The sequence below is a fragment of the Streptomyces sp. NPDC004327 genome (assembly GCF_042873935.1).
Taxonomy (GTDB): Bacteria; Actinomycetota; Actinomycetes; order Streptomycetales; family Streptomycetaceae; genus Streptomyces.
The window spans coordinates 15,699-38,593 of record NZ_JBIAME010000003.1; the positions used below are offsets into that span (position 1 = coordinate 15,699).

General features: G+C 71.3%; 15 protein-coding genes. 5 read left to right on the forward strand and 10 right to left on the reverse strand.

The genetic code is table 11. From position 1 onward, the window contains the following. Complete coding sequence (locus tag ACFYU9_RS10525; protein WP_389344181.1) at positions 1-999, forward strand: anion permease; 999 nt, start codon at positions 1-3, stop codon at positions 997-999. Between the two features lie 105 nt (positions 1,000-1,104). Here ACFYU9_RS10525 and pstB read toward each other — a convergent pair whose 3' ends face one another. The 9 genes from pstB to mshD form a co-directional block, all read right to left on the reverse strand. Further along, complete coding sequence (gene pstB, locus ACFYU9_RS10530; RefSeq protein ID WP_389205236.1) at positions 1,105-1,881, reverse strand: phosphate ABC transporter ATP-binding protein PstB; 777 nt, start codon at positions 1,879-1,881, stop codon at positions 1,105-1,107. 28 nt (positions 1,882-1,909) lie between these two features. Then, positions 1,910-2,980, reverse strand: coding sequence for a phosphate ABC transporter permease PstA (gene pstA, locus ACFYU9_RS10535; protein WP_389205234.1), 1,071 nt, complete (start codon positions 2,978-2,980; stop codon positions 1,910-1,912). After that, positions 2,977-3,951, reverse strand: a complete 975-nt coding sequence (gene pstC, locus ACFYU9_RS10540; RefSeq protein ID WP_389205233.1) for a phosphate ABC transporter permease subunit PstC — start codon at positions 3,949-3,951, stop codon at positions 2,977-2,979. Before pstC ends, pstA begins: the two co-directional genes overlap by 4 nt. Positions 3,952-4,075: 124 nt before the next feature. Further along, positions 4,076-5,209 carry a phosphate ABC transporter substrate-binding protein PstS gene (gene pstS / locus ACFYU9_RS10545; RefSeq protein ID WP_389205232.1) on the reverse strand — a complete coding sequence of 378 codons (1,134 nt, stop codon included), beginning with the start codon at positions 5,207-5,209 and terminating at the stop codon, positions 4,076-4,078. Positions 5,210-5,438: 229 nt separating this feature from the next. Further along, entirely contained in the window at positions 5,439-5,852 is a 414-nt protein-coding gene (locus ACFYU9_RS10550; protein WP_389205231.1) for an NUDIX hydrolase, read from the reverse strand. After that, complete coding sequence (locus ACFYU9_RS10555) at positions 5,849-6,895, reverse strand: CHAD domain-containing protein (protein WP_389205308.1); 1,047 nt, start codon at positions 6,893-6,895, stop codon at positions 5,849-5,851. Before ACFYU9_RS10555 ends, ACFYU9_RS10550 begins: the two co-directional genes overlap by 4 nt. 28 nt (positions 6,896-6,923) lie before the next feature. Then, complete coding sequence (locus tag ACFYU9_RS10560; protein WP_389344183.1) at positions 6,924-9,233, reverse strand: RNA degradosome polyphosphate kinase; 2,310 nt, start codon at positions 9,231-9,233, stop codon at positions 6,924-6,926. Between the two features lie 575 nt (positions 9,234-9,808). Next, on the reverse strand, positions 9,809-11,026 hold the full coding sequence (locus ACFYU9_RS10565; RefSeq protein WP_389344746.1) for an RNA-guided endonuclease InsQ/TnpB family protein: 1,218 nt from the start codon (positions 11,024-11,026) through the stop codon (positions 9,809-9,811). A 286-nt stretch (positions 11,027-11,312) separates the two neighbouring features. Beyond that, positions 11,313-12,239, reverse strand: coding sequence for a mycothiol synthase (mshD, locus tag ACFYU9_RS10570; RefSeq protein ID WP_389205227.1), 927 nt, complete (start codon positions 12,237-12,239; stop codon positions 11,313-11,315). A 204-nt stretch (positions 12,240-12,443) separates the two neighbouring features. Here mshD and ACFYU9_RS10575 point away from each other — a divergent pair, with 204 nt between their 5' ends. The 3 genes from ACFYU9_RS10575 to ACFYU9_RS10585 all read left to right on the forward strand — a co-directional run bounded on the left by ACFYU9_RS10575 (position 12,444) and on the right by ACFYU9_RS10585 (position 21,224). Then, complete coding sequence (locus tag ACFYU9_RS10575; protein WP_389344185.1) at positions 12,444-14,276, forward strand: bifunctional metallophosphatase/5'-nucleotidase; 1,833 nt, start codon at positions 12,444-12,446, stop codon at positions 14,274-14,276. 173 nt (positions 14,277-14,449) lie between these two features. Beyond that, positions 14,450-17,782 carry a FlgD immunoglobulin-like domain containing protein gene (locus tag ACFYU9_RS10580; RefSeq protein ID WP_389344187.1) on the forward strand — a complete coding sequence of 1,111 codons (3,333 nt, stop codon included), beginning with the start codon at positions 14,450-14,452 and terminating at the stop codon, positions 17,780-17,782. Between the two features lie 136 nt (positions 17,783-17,918). Further along, positions 17,919-21,224 (forward strand): FlgD immunoglobulin-like domain containing protein, encoded by a 3,306-nt coding sequence (locus ACFYU9_RS10585; RefSeq protein WP_389344189.1) that lies wholly within the window; start codon positions 17,919-17,921, stop codon positions 21,222-21,224. A gap of 164 nt (positions 21,225-21,388) precedes the next feature. Here the strand turns inward: ACFYU9_RS10585 and ACFYU9_RS10590 are convergent, their stop codons facing one another. Beyond that, positions 21,389-22,168, reverse strand: a complete 780-nt coding sequence (locus ACFYU9_RS10590; protein WP_389344191.1) for an alpha/beta fold hydrolase — start codon at positions 22,166-22,168, stop codon at positions 21,389-21,391. A gap of 156 nt (positions 22,169-22,324) precedes the next feature. Between ACFYU9_RS10590 and ACFYU9_RS10595 the strand changes: the two genes are divergently transcribed. Next, positions 22,325-22,885: a TetR/AcrR family transcriptional regulator gene (locus ACFYU9_RS10595; RefSeq protein ID WP_389205222.1), complete on the forward strand. Its 561-nt coding sequence runs from the start codon at positions 22,325-22,327 to the stop codon at positions 22,883-22,885. Positions 22,886-22,895 lie beyond the last annotated feature (10 nt).

Below are 22,895 nucleotides of genomic sequence, written 5' to 3' on the forward strand. Positions count from 1 at the left end.
GTGGACACCTTTGCCCTGGTCGTGACCATCCTGGTCGCGCTCGGCTTCACGTATACGAACGGATTCCACGACTCGGCGAACGCCATCGCCACCTCGGTCTCGACCCGGGCGCTGACCCCGCGGGCGGCCCTGGCGATGGCCGCGGTGATGAACCTCGCCGGTGCCTTCCTCGGCCAGGGAGTGGCGCACACCGTCAGCAAGGGCCTGATCGAGACGCCGACCGGCGACAAGGGGATGGCCATCCTCTTCGCCGCGCTGCTCGGCGCGATCGTCTGGAACCTGATCACCTGGTACTTCGGTCTTCCCTCGTCCTCCTCGCACGCGCTGTTCGGCGGCATGGTGGGCGCGGCGCTCGCCGGTGGCACGGCGGTCATCTGGTCGGGCGTCCTGGACAAGGTCGTCATCCCGATGTTCCTGTCGCCGGTGGTCGGTCTCATCGCCGGTTACCTGGTGATGTGCGTGATCCTGTGGATGTTCCGCAAGGCCAACCCGCACAAGGCCAAGCGCGGTTTCCGTATCGCGCAGACCGTCTCGGCGGCCGGCATGGCGCTCGGCCACGGCCTCCAGGACGCCCAGAAGACCATGGGCATCGTGGTGATGGCCCTGGTCATCGGCGACGTGCAGAGCGCCGACGCCCCGATCCCGGTGTGGGTGAAGATCGCCTGTGCCGTGATGCTCTCGCTCGGCACGTACGCGGGCGGCTGGCGGATCATGCGGACTCTCGGCCGCAAGATCATCGAGCTGGACCCGCCGCAGGGCTTCGCCGCGGAGACCACCGGCGCCTCGATCATGTTCGGCGCGGGCCTGATGTTCGGTGCGCCGATCTCCACGACCCACGTCATCACCTCGGCGATCATGGGCGTGGGCGCGACCAAGCGCGTCAACGCGGTCCGCTGGGGCGTCGCCAAGAACATCGTGATGGGCTGGTTCATCACGATGCCGGCCGCGGCGATCGTCGCGGCGCTGAGCTTCTACGTGATCCAGCTGTTCTTCGGCTGATCCCGGAGCACCCCACGGAACGTGGTTGGGCCCGGCTCCCCTGTGGGGGAGCCGGGCCCTGTTCGTCATACGGCGGCACCGCCATGCAGCGCCGTACAACGGCTTTTATCCGAAGCGGCCGGAGATGTAGTCCTCGGTCGCCTGGACGCTCGGGTTGGAGAAGATGCGCTCGGTGTCGTCCAGCTCGATCAGCTTGCCGGGCTGACCCACGCCCGCCAGGTTGAAGAACGCCGTGCGGTCCGAGACGCGGGCGGCCTGCTGCATGTTGTGCGTCACGATGACGATCGTGAAGCGCTCCTTGAGCTCGCCGATCAGGTCCTCGATGGCGAGGGTGGAGATCGGGTCGAGGGCCGAGCAGGGCTCGTCCATCAGCAGCACGTCGGGCTCGACCGCGATGGCGCGGGCGATGCACAGGCGCTGCTGCTGGCCGCCTGAGAGGCCGGCGCCCGGCTTGTTGAGGCGGTCCTTGACCTCGTTCCAGAGGTTGGCGCCCTTGAGGGAGCGCTCGACGATGTCGGCGAGCTCGGACTTCTTGTACGAGCCGCTCAGCCGCAGGCCCGCCGCCACGTTGTCGAAGATCGACATGGTGGGGAAGGGGTTGGGGCGCTGGAAGACCATGCCGACGGTGCGGCGCACCGCGACCGGGTCGACGCCGGCGCCGTACAGGTTCTCGTCGTCCAGCATCACCTTGCCCTCGACGCGGCCACCGGGGGTGACCTCGTGCATGCGGTTCAGGGTGCGCAGGAAGGTGGACTTGCCGCAGCCGGACGGGCCGATGAAGGCCGTCACGGAGCGGGGCTCGACGGTCATGGAGATGTCGTCGATCGCCTTGTGGTTGCCGTAGTAGGCGGAGAGGCCGCTGACGTCGATTCGCTTGGCCATATCAATTCACATCCAGGGGTAACCGCGGTCAGCGGCCGGTCTTCGGGGCCTTCCAGCGGGCGATGCCGCGGGCCACCAGGTTGAGGATCATGACGAAGGCGATCAGGACGAGCGCCGCTGCCCAGGCTCGGGCCACGGCGGCGTCGGTGCCGACCGCGTACTGCTCGTACACGTAGAGCGGCAGGGAGGACTGGGCGCCTTCGAAGGGGTTCGGGTTGATGAGCTTCGTACCGAACACGAGGAGGAGGACGGGGGCCGTCTCACCGGTGATGCGGGCGACCGCGAGCATGACGCCCGTGGTGATGCCGCCGATCGCGGTGGGCAGGACCACCTTCAGGATCGTGCGCCACTTGGGGATGCCGAGGGCGAGGGAGGCCTCGCGGAGCTCGTTCGGGACGAGCTTGAGCATCTCCTCGGTGGAGCGGACCACGACCGGCATCATCAGGATCGCGAGGGCCATCGCGCCGGCGAAACCGGAGGGGCCGAAGCCCAGCATCAGGTTCCAGGTGGCGAGGATGAACAGGCCCGCGACGATCGACGGGATGCCCGTCATGACGTCGACGAAGAAGGTGACGGCCTTGGCGAGCTTTCCGCTGCCGTACTCGACCAGGTAGACCGCGGTGAGCAGACCGATCGGCGCGGCGATCAGGGTCGCGATGCCGACCTGCTCGATGGTGCCGAGCAGTGCGTGGTAGACGCCGCCGCCGGCCTCGGCGTCGAGGACGCCGTTCATGGAGTGGCTCAGGAAGTACGGGTCGAGGACTTCGAGGCCCTTGCTGATCGTGACCCAGCCGAGCGAGAGCAGCGGCACGACGGCGAGGACGAAGCAGACCCAGACGAGGCTGGTGGCGACGCGGTCCTTGGCCTGGCGGGCGCCTTCGACCTTGGCGGTCAGGGCGTAGGTGACCAGGACGAAGAACAGCGCGGAGATCAGGCCCCACTGGACCTTGCTCTCCCAGCCGGCGGCGAGGCCGAGGCCGCAGCCCGCGGCGATGGAGCCGGCGGCGACGGCGAGCGGCGTCCAGCGCGGGAGCCGGGCGTGGGAGAGGGAGCGGCGCGGGGAGACGGCCACCGGGCGATCCTGTATGGCGTGGCTCATGCGTTGGCCCCCGAGTACTCCTTGCGGCGCGCGATGATCATGCGCGCGGCGCCGTTGACCAGCAGCGTGATGACGAAGAGGACGAGACCGGAGGCGATCAGGGCGTCCCGGCCGAACTCGTTGGCCTCGTTGAACTTCGCGGCGATGTTCTGGGCGAAGGTGCCGCCGCCCGGGTCGAGCAGGTGGCCCGAGAGCACGAAGCTGGGGGAGAGGACGACGGCGACGGCCATCGTCTCGCCGAGGGCGCGGCCGAGGCCGAGCATGGAGGCGGAGATGATGCCGGAGCGGCCGAAGGGCAGCACCGACATGCGGATGACCTCCCAGCGCGTGGCGCCGAGGGCGAGGGCGGCCTCCTCGTGCATCCGCGGGACCTGGAGGAAGACCTCGCGGGTCACGTTGGTGATGATCGGGAGGATCATGATCGCCAGCAGGATGCCCACGGTGAAGATGTTGCGGGCGACGCCGTCGCTGGACTTGTCGAAGATGTAGGTCCAGCCCATGTACTGGTCGAGCCACTTGTTGAGGCCGCCCAGGTACGGGACGAGGAAGATCGCGCCCCACAGGCCGTAGATGATGCTGGGCACGGCGGCGAGCAGGTCGACCACGTAGGCGAGCGGCTTGGCCAGCTTGCGCGGCGCGTAGTGCGAGATGAACAGCGCGATGCCGATGGCGACCGGCACGGCGATGGCCATGGCGATGAGCGACGAGACGATCGTGCCGAAGGCGAGGACGGCGATGCCGAAGACCGGCGGGGTGCCGGCCGGGTTCCACTCGAAGGTGGTGAAGAAGTTGGTGCTGTCGTTCGAGATCGCGTTGATCGCGCGGTAGGTCAGGAAGACCGCGATCGCGGCCATGATCACGAGGAGGGTGATGCCGGAGCCGCGGGAGAGGCCGCTGAAGATGCGGTCCCCGGGGCGGGCCGCGCTCTTGGCGCGCCGGCTCCTCTGTATCTCTGGTGTGGAAGTAGCCATCTTGTTTCTCCGGTCTGCGGAGCCGGCACGGGCACGGGGCTCGGCGGGTGGCTCCTGGCGGCGGTGCACCGGATGCCGGGGGCGGCCCCTCCACGGGAGGTGAGGGGCCGCCTCCGGCCGGGGGTCAGGACAGGGTGGGGACGATCTCGCGGACCTTGGCGGCGATCTCGGCCGGGAGCGGGGCGTAGCCGGCGTCGGAGAGGACCTTCTGGCCCTCCTCGCTGGCGGTGTAGTTGAGGAACGCCTTCAGGGTCGGCAGGGTGTCCGCCTTGTTGCCCTTGTCGCAGGCGATCTCGTAGGTGACGAGGGTGATCGGGTAGGCGCCCTCGGCCTTGGTGGTGTAGTCGAGGGAGAGGGCCAGGTCGGAGCCGGTGCCCTTGATCTTGGCGGCGGCGATGGCCTTGGACGCGTTGTCCGTGGTGGCCGCGACCGGGGCGGAGGCGCCGGTGTTGATGGAGACCGTGCTGATCTTGTTGGCGGTCGCGTAGGAGAGCTCGAAGTAGCCGATGGAGCCCTCGGCGTCCTTGACCGCGGTGGCGACACCGGAGGAGCCGTTGGCGGCCTGGCCGCCCGGGGCGGGCCACGACTTCGTCTTCGGGTCGTACTTCCAGTCGGCGGGGGCCGTGGCGGAGAGGTACTTGCCCAGGTTCTGGGTGGTGCCCGACTCGTCCGAGCGGTGGAAGGCCTGGATGGTGCTGTCGGGGAGCTTGGCGCCCGGGTTCAGCTTGGCGATCGCCGGGTCGTTCCACTTGGTGATCTTCGTGTCGAAGATCTTCGCCAGGGTGGGGGCGTCCAGGACCAGGTTGTCCACGCCGTCCAGCTTGTAACCGATGGCGATGGGGCCACCGACCATCGGGAGGTTGATGCCCTTGCCGCCGGCGCACACCTTCTGCGACTCGGTGACCTCTTCGGGCTTCAGGGCGGAGTCCGAGCCGGCCATGGCGACCTGGGCCTGGTTGAACTTGGTGATGCCACCGCCGGAGCCGATGGCCTGGTAGTTCACCTCGACACCGGAGCAGGCGGCCTGGAAGTTCTTGACCCACAGGTCCATCGCGTTCTTCTGCGCGGACGAGCCGGCGGCGAGGAGCTGGCCCTTGGCGCCGTCGCACTTGATGTTCGACGCCGCGGCGGAGGTCTTGCCGCCGTCCTTGGTGGGCTCGTTGTTGTTGTCCGAACCACACGCCGAGAGGACCAGCGCGCCGGTAACGACGAGGGCACCGATCGCGGAGGCGCGAAGCCCGTTCTTCGAAAGCTTCACTTTCGGGTGTTCCTTCCAGAAGCCGCCATGTCGTGGACCTTGATGTCCTGATCGTTTCTACGGCGGCGCGTGTCGGGGTCGAGGTGCCGCACTGGGCTGTGCACCTTGTACGGCCGAAATTAGGCAGATCAGGTGAAGCCGTCGACGGAGGAGAGTGAACGGGAAGTGAACCGTGCCGGAAGGTGAGGTGCGGGGTGTCCGGGCGGGTTTTCCGCGCGATCGCGCCGGCTCAGCGCAGGGTGACGGCCCGCAGCGCGTCGAGGAGCTCGCGGTCGCGCGGCTGGGTGAGGCGGGCGCGGGCCGCGGCCGGGGGCAGCCAGGCGAGGGCGTCGACCTCGCGGCCGGGGACGAAGGCGCCGCCGATGGCGCGGGCCGCCCAGTAGGCGACCTCCTTGGGGCGGCCGCCCACCGTGTAGCGCACGGTGGGCAGCCGGGCGCCGAGCAGGCAGGACTGGCCCGTCTCCTCCATGACCTCGCGGACCGCGCAGTCCGCGAAGGTCTCGTCGCCCTTCAGCTTGCCCTTCGGGTGCGACCAGTCGTCGTACTTCGGCCGGTGTACGAGGGCGATCTCGATGGCCCCGCCCGCCGCCGCCGGGCGCCACAGGACGGCGCCCGCCGCGAGGACGGGGGTGGGGGAGGTCATGGCACCGGGGCCGTCGCGCGGGACCAGGCGCGCTGGAAGGCGAAGCGGGCGGCTTCGACGTCGTGGCGCTGGTCGGCGTGCAGGACGCCGAGGGCGTAGGCGGTGGCCGGGGCGATGCGCGGGGTGCGGGCTGCGGCGGCCGCGGCTGCGGCGGCCTCGGCGGCGTCGCGGTGCCGGTTCAGGGCGCGGGCCGCCTCGTAGAGGACCGGGTCGGGGTCGGCGCCGTCGTGCAGCACCTCGTCCGCGTACCGGTGCAGTCGCAGCAGGCCGCGGGCCTGGTGCCAGGGCGTGTCCTGGGACTCGCCGGCGGTGAGCGCGAGGGCTTCGGCGTTGTACGGGTGGGCGGCGCGGCCCAGCGGCAGCGCGGCGACCGCGTCGCGCAGCCGGCGTTCGACGGCCTCGGCCGGGGCGTGCAGGACCTCGTCGGCCCGGGCGGCGCCGGCCGGGCCGAGCGGCACCTCGGAGGCGAGCAGCGCGACGGAGTCGGCGAGGGCGTGGAAGCGGGCGGAGCCCAGCGCCTGGAGGGCCGCGGAGTGCGCCCGGGTGCGCGCCAGGGTGAGCTGGCGTTCGAGCAGCGCGCCGGCCCGGGCGGCGCCGACGGTGAGGCCGCGGCTGGTCTCCGTGCCGCGGGCGGCGGGCACCGGGCCCTGTGTGCCGCCGTTCGACAGCCGGGACAGCGCGTCCAGCAGGCGGACGAGCCGGGAGGTGCAGGCGTGCTCCAGGGCGAGGGTGCCGGAGAGCCAGGCCAGCTCGGCGCGCAGCTGGTCGGCCCAGGCGGCGTCGAGCAGGGGCCGGAAGGTGTGCAGGGTGCCGCTGATCCGGCGGGCCGCCGCCCGCAGGGTGCGGGCGGCCTCCTCCGCGCCGCCCGTGCCGGCGCCGCTCTCGGTGTGCAGCCGCAGGCCGCGGAGGAAGTCCGCGGCCCGGGCGTGCAGGTAGGGGGCGAGGACCTCGCCCGCGGTGGCGGTCGGGGTCACGGCGGTCGCCGTGACCTCCCCCGTGGTGACGTCGGCCAGCGTCACGTCCGCCGTCGTGACATCGGCCATGGTGAGGTCCGTCCTCGTGACGTCGTGGTCAGGGTTGTGCACGCCGGCGCCTCCGCGCGTCGATGAGCATCTCCTGGACGTGCCGGAGCGGCTGGCCCTCGGGGTCGGTCGCGTGCCGCGTCCAGTTCCCGTCCGGGCCGAGGTGCCAGGAGGAGGTGGTGTCGGACATCCCGGTCTCCAGGAGCCGGGTGAGGGAGGCCCGGTGGGCGGGGTCGGTGACCCGGACCAGGGCCTCGATGCGGCGGTCAAGGTTGCGGTGCATCATGTCGGCGCTGCCGATCCACACCTCCGGCTCGCCGCCGTTGCCGAAGGCGAAGATCCGGGAGTGCTCCAGGAAGCGGCCGAGGATCGAGCGGACCCGGATGTTGTCCGAGAGTCCGTCGACGCCGGGGCGCACGGCGCAGATGCCGCGGACCCAGACGTCGACGGGCACGCCGGCCTGCGAGGCCCGGTAGCAGGCGTCGATGACGGCCTCGTCGACCATCGAGTTGACCTTGATCTTCACGTACGCGGGCCGGCCGGCGCGGTGGTGCGCGATCTCCTTGTTGATCCGGGAGACGAGGCCGTCGCGCAGGGACTTCGGCGCGGTGAGCAGGCGCCGGTAGGTCTCGCGGCGCGAGTAGCCGGAGAGCCGGTTGAACAGGTCGGAGAGGTCGGCTCCGACCTGCGGGTCGGCGGTGAGCAGGCCGAGGTCCTCGTAGAGCCGGGCGGTCTTGGGGTGGTAGTTGCCGGTGCCGACGTGGCTGTAGCGGCGCAGGGTGTCGCCCTCCTGCCGGACGACGAGCGACAGCTTGCAGTGGGTCTTCAGTCCGACCAGGCCGTAGACGACGTGGCAGCCGGACTCCTCCAGCTTGCGCGCCCACTTGATGTTGGCCTGCTCGTCGAAGCGGGCCTTGATCTCGACGAGGACGAGGACCTGCTTGCCGGACTCGGCGGCGTCGATCAGCGCGTCGACTATCGGCGAGTCGCCGGACGTGCGGTACAGCGTCTGCTTGATCGCGAGGACGTCGGGGTCGGCCGCGGCCTGTTCCAGGAACGCCTGCACGGACGTGGAGAACGAGTCGTACGGGTGGTGGAGCAGCACGTCCCGCTCGCGGACCGCCGCGAAGATGTCGGGCGCGGACGCCGACTCGACCTCGGCGAGGTCGCGGTGGGTGCCGGCGACGAACTTCGGGTACTTCAGCTCGGGCCGGTCGAGCGAGGCGATGCCGAAGAGGCCGGTGAGGTCGAGCGGGCCGGGCAGCGGGTAGACCTCGGAGTCGGAGACCTTCAGCTCGCGGACCAGCAGGTCGAGCACGTACGGGTCGATCGACTCCTCGACCTCCAGGCGCACCGGCGGGCCGAAGCGGCGCCGCATGAGCTCCTTCTCCAGGGCCTGGAGCAGGTTCTCGGTGTCGTCCTCCTCGACCTCCAGGTCCTCGTTGCGCGTCACCCGGAACATGTGGTGCGCGAGCACCTCCATGCCCGGGAACAGCTCTTCGAGGTGCGCCGCGATGACGTCCTCCAGCGGGACGTAGCGCTCCGGCGACGCCTCCAGGAAGCGCGAGAGCAGCGGCGGGACCTTGACGCGGGCGAAGTGGCGGTGGCCGCTGACCGGGTTGCGGACGACGACCGCGAGGTTCAGCGACAGGCCCGAGATGTACGGGAAGGGGTGTGCCGGGTCCACGGCCAGCGGCGTGAGCACGGGGAAGATCTGCTGCCGGAAGAGCGTGAAGAGGCGCGCCTGCTCCTTCTCGGTGAGCTCCGGCCAGCGGATCAGGTGGATGCCCTCGTCGGCGAGCGCCGGCGCCACGTCCTGCTGGTAGCAGGCGGCGTGCCGGGCCATGAGCTCGCGCGAGCGCGTCCAGATCAGGTCGAGCACCTCGCGCGGCTGCAGCCCGGAAGCGGAGCGGGTGGCGACACCGGTGGCGATGCGGCGCTTGAGGCCGGCGACGCGCACCATGAAGAACTCGTCCAGGTTGGACGCGAAGATCGCGAGGAAGTTCGCCCGTTCGAGGAGGGGCGTCGACGGGTCCTCGGCGAGTTCGAGCACGCGTTCGTTGAACGCCAGCCAGCTGCGCTCCCGGTCCAGGAAGCGCCCCTGTGGCAGCTCGCTCGCGTCGCCGTCCTCCTCGTACGCGTCCAGATCGGCGTCGAGATCGGGCGCGAGGTCGTTCGTCGCCGCGCCGTTCACGGCGTGCGGCCGGTGCGCGGCTATGGATCCCAGGGAAGGCTGGGCGGCGGCGGGCTTGGCGGAAGGCTGCGCCTTCGTGGCGTCCGTGCCCTTGGCTGTCTTCGCTGCCTTCGCGGGCGCGTTCTTCTTGGACTGGACCGGGACCTCGGCGGGCTGGTGGCTCATGACCCCATTCTTCCGCGCGAAGGGCAGCTCGGGCGCGTCGGAACCGACCGGCGGCGAGGGAAGCCTCCCCTTGGGGAGGGCCCGGGTGGGGGCGGGCACGGAGCGCTTCATTGCGTGAGCGTCGCAAGCGCGTCTGAATGGTTGGTAACGGGGACGTGACGTGAGGGAATCGGGGGACGATCGGGTGGCGGGGCGGGGCCCCGGCCCCGGTGTTCTCGCGCCTGTTACGGAAGACGGAAGTGGAAGGCGGCGAAGGCCGCGAGGGCGAGCGTCTCGACGGGCAAGAGCCTGGCACGGACCTCGGCGAGGGCGCGCAAGACTGCACCGGTGAGCAGTGGCAGGTAGAGAGCGCTCTTGGGGACGTACGTGGGGCTGCGGGCCGAGACCCTCAGGGGGCCTCGGCGGGTCAGACGGCGGCGAGAGCGAGGGGACTTCCCGGCGTCGTTGGGGCCGACGAGGTCGCAGCTCCGGCCGATCGAGACGGAGAAGTCGTGCCCCGAAGGGCGCAGGGACAGGTGCTTTCGTTCAGTACGGATTTGAAACCTCCCCTCATTGGTGAGGAGGGGATTCCTGGCTCAGGCCGCCTCCTGGAGCAGCGCTCCAGGAGGTCTTCCGCCATCAGCACCAGCCGGGGTGAGACCAGCCCGGACGAGCATCACGCGCGCGGAATTCTTGTCCCTGGGGGACGAGGTTCCGCATGCGGTGCAGGTGTAAGTGCGCATTCCCAGCGGCAGTGCGTGCTTGGCTCTCGCTCCGCACTGCGCACAGTCCATCGTGGTGTACGCGGGGTGGACCAGGCGGATGTCCCGCCCGTGCTTACGGCCCATCTCGATCAGGGCCTGCTTGGTGGCGCCGATGGCGGCGTCAGCGGCCTTCCTTGCCATGGTGGTCCTGGCCAGAAACCGCGGGCGGAAGTCCTCCACGGCGATGGCGTCGTGGTCCCGTACGACCTTCTTGGCCCACTTGCGGCCGGTGTCCTCACGCTGCTGGGCGGCCTTTTTGTACGTTCTGGCCCGCAGCCGCCTCGCCTCGCGGTAGCCATTCGAAGCTGCCTGACCCTTCTTCGGCTTGCGGCGAGCCATCATCCGGTCGTATCGAGTCAGCTCCGCCTGGGCCTTGCGACCGTGTTCGGCGTGCGGCAGGTCGTGAGCGTCGGAGGTGGTGGTAGCGGTCTCCCTCGCGCCCCAGTCCACACCGAGGACGCGGCCGGTCTCCGGCAACGGATGAAGCTCGGCGGGGACGACGAAGCTCGCATACCAGTGCCCAAGACTGTCCTGGTGTACGCGCACCGACGACGGCTCCGTCGGCAGTGCCCGTGACCACACCACCGCCAGCATGATGCCCCCGGCCAGGTGTAGACGGTCGTTCTTCAACCGGAAACCACGCAAGGTGTAGTTGAGGGTCGGCAGCGACTCACGCTTGCTCTTCCACCCCGGCATCCCGGCCCGACGCGCCATAGGCAGACGGTCCTTGGCGTCCTTCAGTGCCTTGGAACGGGAGCGAGCGAAGTCGCGGACGATCTGCTGCTGACAAACTGACGAGCCCTCACGTAGCCAGGGAGTCGCCTTCCGGGCCTCGGTCAGCATCCTGTCCAACTGAGCAGGACCACACGTGACCTTCTCGCCGATGGCCTTGCCGTGCAGATGCACAGCCCTGGACTTGGCGACGCACTCGTTCCACACCCATCGGCACCGGTTCCACTCGGCCACCAGGGAAGCGTGGGCGCCGGACGACACACGCAGCCGGTAGGTGTATCGGGCACACCTGGCATCCACTGCCGCCCCCACGTGCATCACCTCGCCCCCACTCGCCGTCCCGGCTGCAACACCGCGCAATCCCGATGCCTCTCAAGGACCGTACGTGCGGCCACCGCACACATGCACCGCAATCCCGCAGTCATTCACCCGAACCGGCGATCGGCAGGTGCATGTTCGAGTTTTTCTGAGCGTCGTGTGGGCGTCCCACGCGGGCCCGGCTGGCCCAGACAGCGAGTTTGTCGTGCAGAGGCGAGTCGGCGGGCCATTGCGGGGTGGCGTGGATGAAGGGGGCGGTGTCAACCACCCCCTTGGATCCCCGAGTTCACGACTCCGCGCGGTACATCAGGTCCACCTCGTGCGTACGGAAGCCGAGCCGCTCGTACACCGTCACCGCCGCCGTGTTGTCCGCGTCCACGTACAGCATCGCCGTCGGCAGCCCCTCGCCCGCCAGGTGGCGCAGGCCCGTCGCGGTGAGCGCCTTACCGAGGCCGCCGCCCTGTGCGTCCGGCAGCACGCCGACCACGTACACCTCGCCGAGCTGCTCCTCGGCGTGCACCTTCGTCCAGTGGAAGCCGACGAGCCGGCCGTCCTTCTCCGCCAGGAAGAAGCCCTTCGGGTCGAACCACGGCTCGGCCATCCGGTCGTCCAGGTCGCGCTGGGTGAGCGAGCCCTGCTCCGGGTGGTGGGCGAACGCGGTCGCGTTGACGGCGAGCCAGGCCGTGTCGTCCTGCCCGGGCACGAAGGTGCGCACGGTGACGCCCTCGGGCAGCACCGGCTCCGGGATGTCGAGCGGCGTCAACGGCCGGCGCAGCTGGCGCAGTTCGCGGAACAGGGTGAGCCCGAGCACCTGGGCCAGGTGCCGCGCGGCCGGCTTGCCGCCGTGCGCCCACACCCGCAGCCGCTTGCCGGTCGCGTCGAGCAGCGCCGTGCCGAGCGCCCGCCCGTGCCCGCGCCCGCGGTGCGCGGGGTGCACGACCAGCTCGGCGGCCGGCGCCTCGACCGGGTCGGTCTCCTCCAGCTGGGCGTAGCCGTACAGGTGCGAGCCGACCGTCAGCAGGAAATGGCGGACGCCCTCCCGCTTGCCGTGGCGCAGATAGAGCCGCCCCTGCTCGGACACGGCGTGCACGCCGTCGGCGCGGTCCGCCGCCGCGAGCAGGTCGAGGACATCGGTCACCTGCTCGGGGCCCAGCTCGTCGTAGGTGTGGATCTGCCGACCGGGTTCGAGGGCCGGCGCCGCGTCAGAAGTCATGGCTACGAGCCTACGGCGGGGGTGTGCCGGGCCGTGGGAGATCAAACCGAGACTGTCAGATGGACGGACCCGCCCATCACCGTGCAAAAGGGTGTCGCGCGGACAAGGGCAACCACCTCGTAACCCGTCACCCCCTGTTGCGCTACGCGCGTTGACCCTAGGCTGCGCGGGCAGGACCGGAGTCGTTCAGGGAACTGGGGAGAAATGGCAACGACGCGGAAGAACAACAAGGCCGGGCGGCGGATACTCGCCCTCGGGGCGGGACTCGCCACCGTCGGCGCGCTCGTCGCGGCGATGCCGGCCGGTGCGTCGCAGGACGCCGACACCGCCGCGTTCGGCGGCACCAACGGCAGGGGCTGGGGGCGGATGGTCGACGTCCAGCTGCTCTCCTTCAACGACCTGCACGGCAACCTCGAGCCGCCGGCCGGGTCGTCGGGCCAGGTCACCCGGGTGAAGCCGGACGGCACCACCGAGAAGATCGACGCGGGCGGTGTGGAGTACCTGGCCACGCACCTGCGCCAGGCCCGTGAGGGGAACCGTTACTCCATCACGGCCGCCGCCGGTGACCTGATCGGTGCCTCGCCGCTGCTCTCCGGTCTCTTCCACGACGAGCCGACCATCCAGGCGATGAACGACCTGGACCTGGACGTCACCTCGGTCGGCAACCACGAGTTCGACGAGGGCGCGCGCGAGCTGGCCCGGATGCAGAACGGCGGCTGTCACCCGACGGCCGGCTGCTTCACGAAGGACCAGAAGTTCGACGGCGCCGACTTCCCGTACCTCGCGGCCAACGTGACGGACGAGAAGACCGGCAGGCCGATCCTCGACCCGACCTTCGTCTGGGAGAAGGACGGCGTCCGCATCGGCTTCATCGGCGTGACCCTGAAGGGCACCCCGAACGTCGTCACCGCCGAGGGCGTCAAGGGCCTGAAGTTCGGCGACGAGGTCGAGACGATCAACAAGTACACGAAGATCCTGGAGCGACAGGGCGTCAAGTCCATCGTCGCCCTGATCCACGAGGGCGGCATGCCGGCCTCGTCCGCGTACAACTACAACTGCGACGGTGACGGCGACGGTGAGGGCGAGGGCGTCTCGGGCGCGATCGTCGACATCGCCAAGAACATCGACCCGCAGGTCGACGCGCTGGTCACCGGCCACACCCACCAGGCCTACGTGTGCACCATCCCCGACCCGGCCGGCCGGCCGCGCCTGGTCACCTCGGCGTCCTCGTTCGGCAAGCTCTACACCGACACCACGCTGACGTACGACCGCCGCACCAAGGACATCGTCCGCACCGCGGTCGCCTCGGCGAACCACGTCGTCAGCCGTGACGTCCCCAAGGCCGAGGACATGTCGCAGCTGATCGCCGGCTGGAAGGAGCTCGCCGCTCCGGTCGCCAACCGCCCGCAGGGCTACATCGCCGCCGACATCAACGGCCGCGGCTCCACGGCGTACGAGAAGCCGCTGGGCGACGTCATCGCCGACGCCCAGCTGGAGGGCCTCGCCCCGGCCGACAAGGGCGGCGCGCAGCTGGCCCTGATGAACCCGGGCGGCATCCGCGCCGACCTCGTCTACCAGCAGTCCGGCGCCGAGGGCGACGGTGTGGTGACCTACGGCGAGTCCTTCACCGTGCAGCCGTTCACCAACATGATGAACGTGGTCGACCTGTCCGGCGCCAACCTGATCACGGCGCTCAAGCAGCAGGTCAGCGGCTCGAACCTGAACTCGGTGAAGATCCTCCAGGTGTCGAAGGGCCTGACCTACACGCTCGACATGACGAAGTCGGGCGCGGACCGGGTCGTCGACGGCACCATCAAGCTCAACGGCGCGCCGATCGACCCGGCGAAGACCTACCGCGTCGCGATGAACGAGTTCCTCGCGGGCGGCGGTGACGGCTTCGGCGCCCTGGCCACCGGCACCAACAAGCTGGTCGGCGCCTCCGACCTGGACGTCTTCAACGCCTACCTGTCCGCGCACTCCTCGGCGGCCGCGCCGCTGCAGGTGCCGGCGGCGGACCGCATCACGGTCGTGAAGTAGCCCCCGGGCAGGACCGCCGGGACAGACGGGGGAGGGGTGGATTCCGCTTCGGCGGGGTCCACCCCTTTTCCATGTCCCTTTCCGTGTCCCTTCCCATGGCCCGAACTCGTTTTGAACGAGTTCGAAGGCCTGTTACCCTCAGGCCACTTGGGGCCACTGGGGAGGGGTTCGATTTGATCGACAACGGGTGGGGCAAGCGGCGCAGAAGCGCCCTCTCACTGGCCGCGGCCACCGCGGTACTGATCTCACTGACGCCGGCCGTCGCGGGCGTCGCCTACGCCGCCGAGACGGCCGACCCGCCGGCGGAGCTGGTCATCCCGGCGGAGCAGACCGCGGCCGCGGACGCCGCGGTCGTCCGGACCGGCGCCACCGGCTTCCTGCAGGGGGACGGCAAGTCCGGCTCCTACCGCTGGTTCTCGTACGCCGACGGCAGCGACAGGACGTTCGCCGCCCAGGGCGCCACGGACGTCTTCACCAACGGCACCGACGACACCGTCGCCCGCTGGTACCGGGCGACGAACAAGGTCGTCCTCCAGGACGCCGCCGGCGGCGCCGAGGAGACCGTCCAGATCCCCGCCGGCCAGGAGGCCATCGGACTGGTCGGCCGCACGGTCGTCACCGGCGCCGCGAGCACCGGCGGCGGCCTGCACGCGGTCTCGCTCGTGAACGGCGCCGTGCGGGACGTGCCCGTCGCCGGTCTCCAGGACGGCGCCTACGACTTCCGCTTCTGGGGCGGCAACGCGCACGGCTTCCAGACGCGCTACTACGTCGGCAACGACGAGGTGTCCGCCACCGCCTGGGTCGACCTGTCCGGTGACGCCCCGAAGGCGGTCGCCCTCGACGCCTCCGCCCGCTCCTCGGTCGTCGACGGCGACACCCTGCTGCGGGTGACGGACGCGGGCAAGCTCCAGGTCTGGGACCTCAAGGGCGACCTGACCGCCGCCGCGCGCGAGACCGACTGGACCGGCTCCGACACCCCGGTCCGCGTCCAGGGCGACCAGGTCCTCAGCGTCACCCCGGGCGCCGGGCGCACGCTGCTCTCCCGCTCCTTCGCGGGCGGCGAGCAGAAGACGGTGCTCGACGCCGTCCTCGGGGACCCGTACCTGCTGGGCGGCGACCTGCTCGCCGTCGTCAAGGGCGACGACGCCGAGCGCGTGGTCCACCGCGTGCGGGCGGGCGCCGACGACACGTTCGCGGCCACCGAGGTCGCCGTCGTCCCGGGCGACCGCACCATGACGAAGCGGATCTCCGCCGCGCAGGGCGTCCTGCGCACCCTCGACCAGCTCCCGTCGGGCGAGTACCGGCTGCGCTCGATCGAGATGAAGGCCGGCGGCCCGCTCGTCGCGGGGGACCGGTTCGACCGCGGTACGGACGCCAAGCTCGCCACCTCCCGGGAGGTGCCGACCGGCGACGGCCGCCTCGTCCGCCAGACCGGCTCGGCGCTGTCCGTCCTCGCCGACGGCGCGTCGCTGCCCGGCACCGCCCTGCCGTCGGGTTCCGTCGAGGGCGACCTGGAGGCGTCGGGCCACTACGCCTCGTACCGCCTGACCACCGGTGAGCGCCGGGTCCTCGACCTGGACACCCTGACGCCCGTCTTCACCAGGAACCTCGGCACCGGCCCGACCGCGATCGACGGCGCCACCCTGTGGACCGCGACCGGCACCGCCGGCGCCGTCGCCGCGATCGACGTCCGCACGGGCGCCACGGTCCGCACGGTCACCGCCGCCGACTGCGCCCTCAAGGACGTCCAGTCCGTCGGCTCGGACCTCTACTGGAAGTGCGACACGAAGTCCGGTGTGCTCAACACCGCGACCCAGGTCAACACGCCCCTGCCCGCGCACGGTTCGGCGCGCCTCGGCGACGGCTTCGTCTCCTGGGCCAAGGGCGACGTGCTGTCCGTGACGCCGCTGCGCGGCGGCGGCGCGACCCGCGAGATCGGCACCGTGGCGGACGTCATGCCGGAGGCCGGCTGGAGCGTGGACCGCTTCGGCGGCAACACCGTCTTCACCGACGACGCCGGCCGCATCCACGTCGTCCCGAGCGGCGTGCCCACCTCGGCGGTGTCCGTCGTCGACTCCACCGTGCCCTCCGACGTCATCAACCTGTCGGGCGGCACGGCCTGGACCGGCCAGTGGTGGCTGTCCAAGCCGGTCGCGTCCTGGACGATGACCGTCAAGGACAGGTCCGGCACCGTGGTGCGCACCCAGAGCGGTCTGCAGACCCGTGGCATGGTCCGGGCGGTGTGGGACGGCAACGGCCCCGACCGCCTCCCGGTCGCCGACGGCGGCTACAGCTGGGAGCTGACCGCCCCGTCCGTCGACGGCTCCGGTGCCGCACTGCGCACCACCGGCACGGTGTACGTGACGCACGACGGCATCTCCACCTTCCGCCCCGTGGCCCCGGCCCGCATCCTCAACACCCTCGCCGGTGTCGGCGCGCCCAAGGCCAAGGTCGGCCAGGGCGGCATGGTGAACCTCCAGGTCACCGGGCGCGGCGGAGTCGCCGCGCGCGGTGTGTCGGCGGTCGTGCTGAACGTGACGGTGACCAACCCGACCAGCAGCACGTGGGTCTCGGTGTACCCGTCCGGGCACGCCCGTCCGCTGGTCTCCAACCTGAACGTGCCGAAGGGCCGCAGCGTCCCGAACCAGGTGACCGTGCCGGTCAGCAGGGACGGCAAGGTCACGCTGTACAACGCGTGGGGCTCGGCCGACCTGCTCGTGGACGTGTCCGGCTACTACACGCTCGACGGCGCCGGTGACCGCTTCAAGGCGGTGACCCCCGCCCGCATCCTCAACACGCTGGCGGGCGCCGGCGCGCCGAAGGCCAAGCTGGGTGCCGGCAAGACCGTCAACCTCCAGGTCACCGGCCGTGGCGGCGTCCCGGCGACCGGCGTCACCGCCGTCGTCATGAACGTGACCGCGACCCGGCCGACGGCCGCGACCTACGTCTCCGTCTACCCGTACGGGACGACCCGGCCCGCGACCTCCAACCTGAACATGGTCGCGAACCAGACGGTGGCCGGCCTGGTGACCGTGCCGGTGAAGAACGGCAAGGTGACGCTGTACAACCACAGCGGCTCCGTCGACCTGCTCGGCGACGTCGCCGGCTACTTCACCAACACGGCCGGCCAGGGCGACCGCTTCATGCCGCTGTGGCCGGTCCGGCTCTTCGACAGCCGTGACTGGGGCCCGGACGCGAAGATCCCCGGCGACCACTACGGCACCCTGCCCGTGGCCGGCTACGGCGGCATCCCGGAGTCCGGCGCGACCTCCCTGGTCCTCAACGTCGCGGGCACGAACGCCACCGCCCCGACGTACCTCACGGTCCACCCGTGGCTGGAGGGCCTGCCGTCCCGTCCGACGATGTCCAACCTGAACCCCGTGCCGGGCGTGACGGTGGCGAACCAGGTGGTGGTGAAGATGTCGAGCCAGGGCTCGATCGACGTCTACAACCGCGCGGGTCTGATCGACGTGATCGTGGACGCCTTCGGCTACTACACGAAGTAACCGGCGCGAAGCAACAGAAAACAGAGCGGAAGGGCGGCGCATCGTTTCGGCGGTGCGCCGCCCTTTCATCGGGAGGAGCTCACACATCGTGGGAAGAACATGGCCGCGTAGCGGCCGTATGACGGTGGCGGCGGCCGTGGCCGTGGCCGCGGCGCTGGCGCCGATGACACCGCTGGCGGCGGGGACGGCCGTGGCGGCGGAGGCGCCGGGCGAGGTGGTGATCCCGGCGGAGCTTTCGGCGGATCCCAACGCGGGCCGGCTGCCCGCAGTGGGTGACACGGGGTTCCTGCAGGGCGCGTCCACGTCCGCGTACAACTGGGTGTCCTTCGTCGACGGGTCGCGCTCGCAGCCCTTCGGGAGGTTCGCCGGGGGCCGGCCCTGGGCCACCGGCAGCGACGTGATGGCCGACTACACCATGTCCGACGTGACCTTCCGTGACCCGAAGGCCGGTACGCCGCAGGTCGTCCCGATCCCGGCGAACCACCGCTTCCTCGCCGTCATGGGCCTCGGCGTCGTCACCCAGGAGAGCGCGGCCCCGTACGGGATGCACCTTCGGTACCTCGACTCGCAGGGTGCCGTGGTGGCCAAGCCACTGGTGGGACTGCCCGCCGGTGCGACGCCGTCCTTCCACATCGGTTCCTGGGTCAACGAGCACGGCTTCCTGCTCGGTTACACCGCCGGCGGAGTCCAGCACCTCGGCTGGGTCGACTCGTCCTTCACCCTGCGCCCCATCCCTGACCAGGCACTCAGGAACCTGCCGACGTCCGAGGTGCTCGCGGACCGGTTCGTGCTCCACACGGTGGGCGCCAAGCTCCAGATCTGGGACGTCACGGGGGACTGGTCGGCGCCCGTCAAGCAGATCCCCTGGGCCGGGACCGGGGTCACTCCGGTCGCGCTCCTCGGCGACTACGTGCTGGCCCGGACGCCGGCCGGGGACGGCACGGACACCCTGATCGCGAAGTCCCTCACCGATCCCGACGCGCCCGAGGAGACCGTGCTGGACCGGGTCTTCGGCAACTCGCCCGTGAGCCCCGGCGGGAGCCGGGTCGTGGTCGCCCGTCAGGGCGCGGGCACGGAGCGCACGCTGCACTCCGTCCGGATTCCGGAGGGCGGCGGAGCGCCGGTCGCGAGCCGGATCTCGAACGTTCCGGACGTCCGTACGAGGGTCGCGCAGATGTCGGCCGCGCAGGGCGTGCTCTATTCCGCCGACGTCGTGTCCGGCACCCACGCCCGGCTGCGCACGGTCGACCTGTCCGTGGGCGGCGTCCTTTCGGCCGGGCCGCGCGTGGACCACGACGGATCCGCCGACATCCTCACCGGCACCTGCTCCGTCGCGGGCGACTGCAAGGCCCCCGTGCCGACCGGCGATGGCCGTGCCGTGCTCATGGAGTCCGGCTGGGGCGGCGGGCTGTACGTCCTGGAGCCCGGCCGGAAGCTTGCCGAGGCGACCAAGGTGGCCGGCATCGACGGCGTGAACGGCGTCGCGGCGTCGGGCCGTTACGCGGTCTACGTGACCACGGCCGGGACGGGCGTTCTCGACCTCGACACCCAGCAGACCGTGCTGCGCCGGCAGGCCGCCCTCGGCGCGGCGATCGACGGCGGCACGCTGTGGGAGGGCGCCGCCGGCGGCGTGCTCAACGCCGTCGACGTGCGCTCCGGAACCGTCACCCGCTCGGTGAAGGTCTCCGACTGCGAACTCGCGAACTGGTCGGTCGTCGGCGACGACGTCCTGTCGGCCTGCGGCGACACCTTCAGCGTGCGGAACCTGACCACGGGCCGGAAGACCGCGGTCCCGGGCCGCTTCGCCCGGCTCGGCGACGGCTACGTCATCAGCGAGCAGGGCGCCGACACGCTCCTCACGCCCCTGCGGGGGACGGCCGGGTCGCGGGTGGTCGACCACCCGGGCGCCAACGCTCCGGTGTGGAGCATCGACCGCTTCGGCGGCGCCCTCTCCTACGCCGACGACCAGGACGCGATCCACGTCGTCCCGAGCGGCGTCCCCGCCGCCGACCTGTCCGTCCTCGACGCGGACACCCCGCAGACCCTGGACGCGGCGGACACCGCGTCCTGGACCGGCCGCTGGTGGCTCGACAAGCCCGCCGCGTCCTGGAAGCTCGCCCTCAAGGACCGCTCCGGCGCCGTCGTGCGCACCTTCGGCGGTGGTGAGGCGCGCGGTCTGGTGAAGGCCGTGTGGGACGGCAAGGACGGGGCCGGGGCGGAGCTCGGGGACGGGCGGTACGGCTGGGAGCTGACCGCCGCGCCCGCGGACGGCGCCGGGCCGGAACTGCGGCGCACCGGTGAGGTGTTCCTGACGCACGGCGGGCTCGGCACGTACGAGCCGGTGGCGCCCGCGCGGCTGCTGAACACGATCGCCGGGGTCGGCGCGCCGAAGGCCAAGGTGGGCCCGGGCAAGACCGTCACCGTGCAGATCACCGGCCGCGGCGGGGTCCCGGCGACGGGCGTGACCGCGGTGACGCTGAACCTCACCGCGACGAACCCGTCGGCGACGACGTACGTGTCGGCCTACCCGTACGGCACCGCGCGCCCGGCCACGTCGAACCTGAACGTGACGGCCGGCAGGAGCGTGCCGAACCTGGTGACCGTGCCGGTCAGGGACGGCAAGGTGACGCTGTACAACCACTCCGGGTCGGTGGACCTGCTCGCCGACGTGGCCGGCTACTACACGCTGAGCGGCGAGGGCGACCGGTTCGCTCCGGTGGCTCCGGCGCGGGTGCTCAACACGCTGGGCGGGGTCGGCGCGCCGAAGGCCCAGGTGGCCGGCGGCAAGACGGTGACCGTGCAGGTCGCGGGCCGTGGCGGCGTCCCGGCGACGGGCGTGACGGCCGTGACGATGAACGTGACGGCGACGAACACGTCGGCGACGACGTACGTGTCCGCGTATCCGTACGGGACGGTCCGGCCGGCCACGTCGAACCTGAACCTGGTGGCCGGGCAGACGGCCGCCAACCTGGTGACCGTGCCGGTCAGGGACGGCAAGGTGGTGCTCTACAACCACTCCGGTGCGGTGGACCTGCTCGCCGACGTGGCGGGCTACTTCACCGACGCGGCGGGGAAGGGTGACCGCTTCAAGGCGCTGCCGCCGGCCCGGCTGCTGAACACACTGGGCGGCGTCGGCGCGCCGAAGGCCCAGGTGGGCCCGGGCAAGACCGTGGACCTCCAGGTCACCGGTCAGGGCGGGGTGCCGGCCGGGGTGTCGGCGGTCGTGATGAACGTGACGGCGACCCGGCCGACGGCGACGACCTATGTGTCGGTGTACCCGTTCGGGACGGCGCGCCCGGCGACGTCGAACCTGAACGTGGTCGCGGGGCAGACGGTCGCCAACCTGGTCGTCGTCCCGGTGCGGGACGGCAAGGTGACGCTGTACAACCACTCCGGTGCGGCGGACCTGCTGGCGGACGTGGCGGGTTACTACACGAAGTAGCACTGTGCACCGGACAGTTCCGGACAGTTCCGGAGAGTTCGGAGGGTTCCGGACGAGGGGCGGCACACCGTTTCGGCGGGGTGCCGCCCCTTCGCCGTTCCCGTCCGCCGTTCCCGTCCGCCGTTCCCCCTCGCTGTTCGTCTTCGCTGTCACCAGTCCGCGGCTCACAGCGTCGCCAGGAACTCCCCGACCGCCTTCTCGAAGCCCCGCGGGTCCTTCAGCTGGACGAAGTGGTCGGTGTCGAGCTCGACCAGGGTGGTGCGGGGGCGGGTGGCCGTCATCTCGTGGGCGTGGGCGGCGGTGAGGACCTGGCTGCTCGTGCCGTGGACGACGAGGGCGGGGCAGCGGGAGGCGAGCCAGGCGGGGCGGTGGTCGCCGTGCACCAGGGTCTCGGAGTCGACGGTGTCCCGCGGGTGGAAGGGGAGCCGCCAGCCGTCGGGGTGCGGGCGCAGGGCCGGGGCGACCATCGGGCCGACGGGGCCGCAGGCGGCGACGAGTCCGTCGCGGGTGGGGGCGGTGTAGGGGAAGCCGAGGACGAAGGCGAGCGGGCTGGAGCCGGTCTCCGGGAGGTGGGCCGCGGTGTCGACGGAGACGAGGCCGGCGATCCGCTCGGGCCGGGCGGCGGCCAGGTGGTACGCGTTGACCGCGCCGAGCGAGTGGCCGACGAGGACCACCTGGTCCAGGCCCAGGTGGTCGAGGAGGGCCTGGGCGTCGGAGACGTAGCCCTCGCGCCGGTAGTCGGGCGCGCGGTCGGAGTCGCCGTGGCCGCGCTGGTCGAGGGCGACGACCCGCCACTCGGGGCCGAGGGCCTCGGCGAGGTGCGCGAAGGAGGCGCCCTCGGAGAGGTGGCCGTGCAGGGCGAGCAGCGGGCGGCCGGTGCTGTCGGGGGTGAAGTCCAGGTAGGAGAGCGTGCGGCCGTCGTCGGTGGTGAGTTCCTTGCGCATGGGTGCTCCTCGGCTTGGCGTCGCCGGTGTCCGGGCGACTCGGCTCGGGCGGTGTGGTGGCGACTGTACGCAGCATTTGGGCGGCCGCGCAAGACAAATGTATAGATCGCTTGCCCAAAACGCTTGGCGGAGCGGCCGGCGCCGTACGATCCCCGCATGGGAAACCGCGAGAAACTGCTGGCCGGAGCCCGGCGCTGCCTGGAGGAGAAGGGGTATCTGCGCACCACCGTGCGCGACATCGCCACCGCCTCCGGTGTCTCCATGGCCGCCATCGGCTATCACTTCGGCTCCCGTGAGGCCCTGCTCAACCAGGCGCTCTTCGCGGCGATGGAGGAGTGGGGCGAGGAGTTCGGCGGGGCGGGCGGCGGCTTCGAGGAGCTGTGGGCCGGCAAGATCCGCTCCTTCGGCGAGCACCGCTGGCTCTGGCTCGCGAGCGTCGAGGCGTTCGTGCACGCGCAGACCTCGCCCGAGCTGCTCGCGCTGCTCGCGGCGGGCCAGCGCGAGGGGCGGCGCGGGACGGCCGCGCAGCTCAGGGGCGTGCCGGAGGAGGAGGTCGCCGAGGAGGACGTGCGCACGCTCGGCTCGGTGCACATGGCGCTGCTGAGCGGTGTGATGATCCAGTGGCTGACGGATCCTCAGGCGGCCCCGGACGCACGGGAGCTGGCGATCGGGCTGCGGGCACTCGCGGAGCGGATCGATCCGGATACCGGGCGGTAGGAAGTCCCGC

What these genes read in the sequence shown, in the direction of transcription:
- ACFYU9_RS10590 (WP_389344191.1), bottom strand. Translation starts at nt 22,168, where the DNA reads ATGCGCAAGGAACTCACCACCGACGACGGCCGCACGCTCTCCTACCTG.
- ACFYU9_RS10550 (WP_389205231.1), bottom strand. Translation starts at nt 5,852, where the DNA reads ATGACCTCCCCCACCCCCGTCCTCGCGGCGGGCGCCGTCCTGTGGCGC.
- ACFYU9_RS10595 (WP_389205222.1), top strand. Translation starts at nt 22,325, where the DNA reads ATGGGAAACCGCGAGAAACTGCTGGCCGGAGCCCGGCGCTGCCTGGAG.
- pstC (WP_389205233.1), bottom strand. Translation starts at nt 3,951, where the DNA reads ATGGCTACTTCCACACCAGAGATACAGAGGAGCCGGCGCGCCAAGAGC.
- ACFYU9_RS10565 (WP_389344746.1), bottom strand. Translation starts at nt 11,026, where the DNA reads ATGCACGTGGGGGCGGCAGTGGATGCCAGGTGTGCCCGATACACCTAC.
- ACFYU9_RS10560 (WP_389344183.1), bottom strand. Translation starts at nt 9,233, where the DNA reads ATGAGCCACCAGCCCGCCGAGGTCCCGGTCCAGTCCAAGAAGAACGCG.
- ACFYU9_RS10575 (WP_389344185.1), top strand. Translation starts at nt 12,444, where the DNA reads ATGGCAACGACGCGGAAGAACAACAAGGCCGGGCGGCGGATACTCGCC.
- mshD (WP_389205227.1), bottom strand. Translation starts at nt 12,239, where the DNA reads ATGACTTCTGACGCGGCGCCGGCCCTCGAACCCGGTCGGCAGATCCAC.
- pstB (WP_389205236.1), bottom strand. Translation starts at nt 1,881, where the DNA reads ATGGCCAAGCGAATCGACGTCAGCGGCCTCTCCGCCTACTACGGCAAC.
- ACFYU9_RS10555 (WP_389205308.1), bottom strand. Translation starts at nt 6,895, where the DNA reads ATGGCCGATGTCACGACGGCGGACGTGACGCTGGCCGACGTCACCACG.
- pstA (WP_389205234.1), bottom strand. Translation starts at nt 2,980, where the DNA reads ATGAGCCACGCCATACAGGATCGCCCGGTGGCCGTCTCCCCGCGCCGC.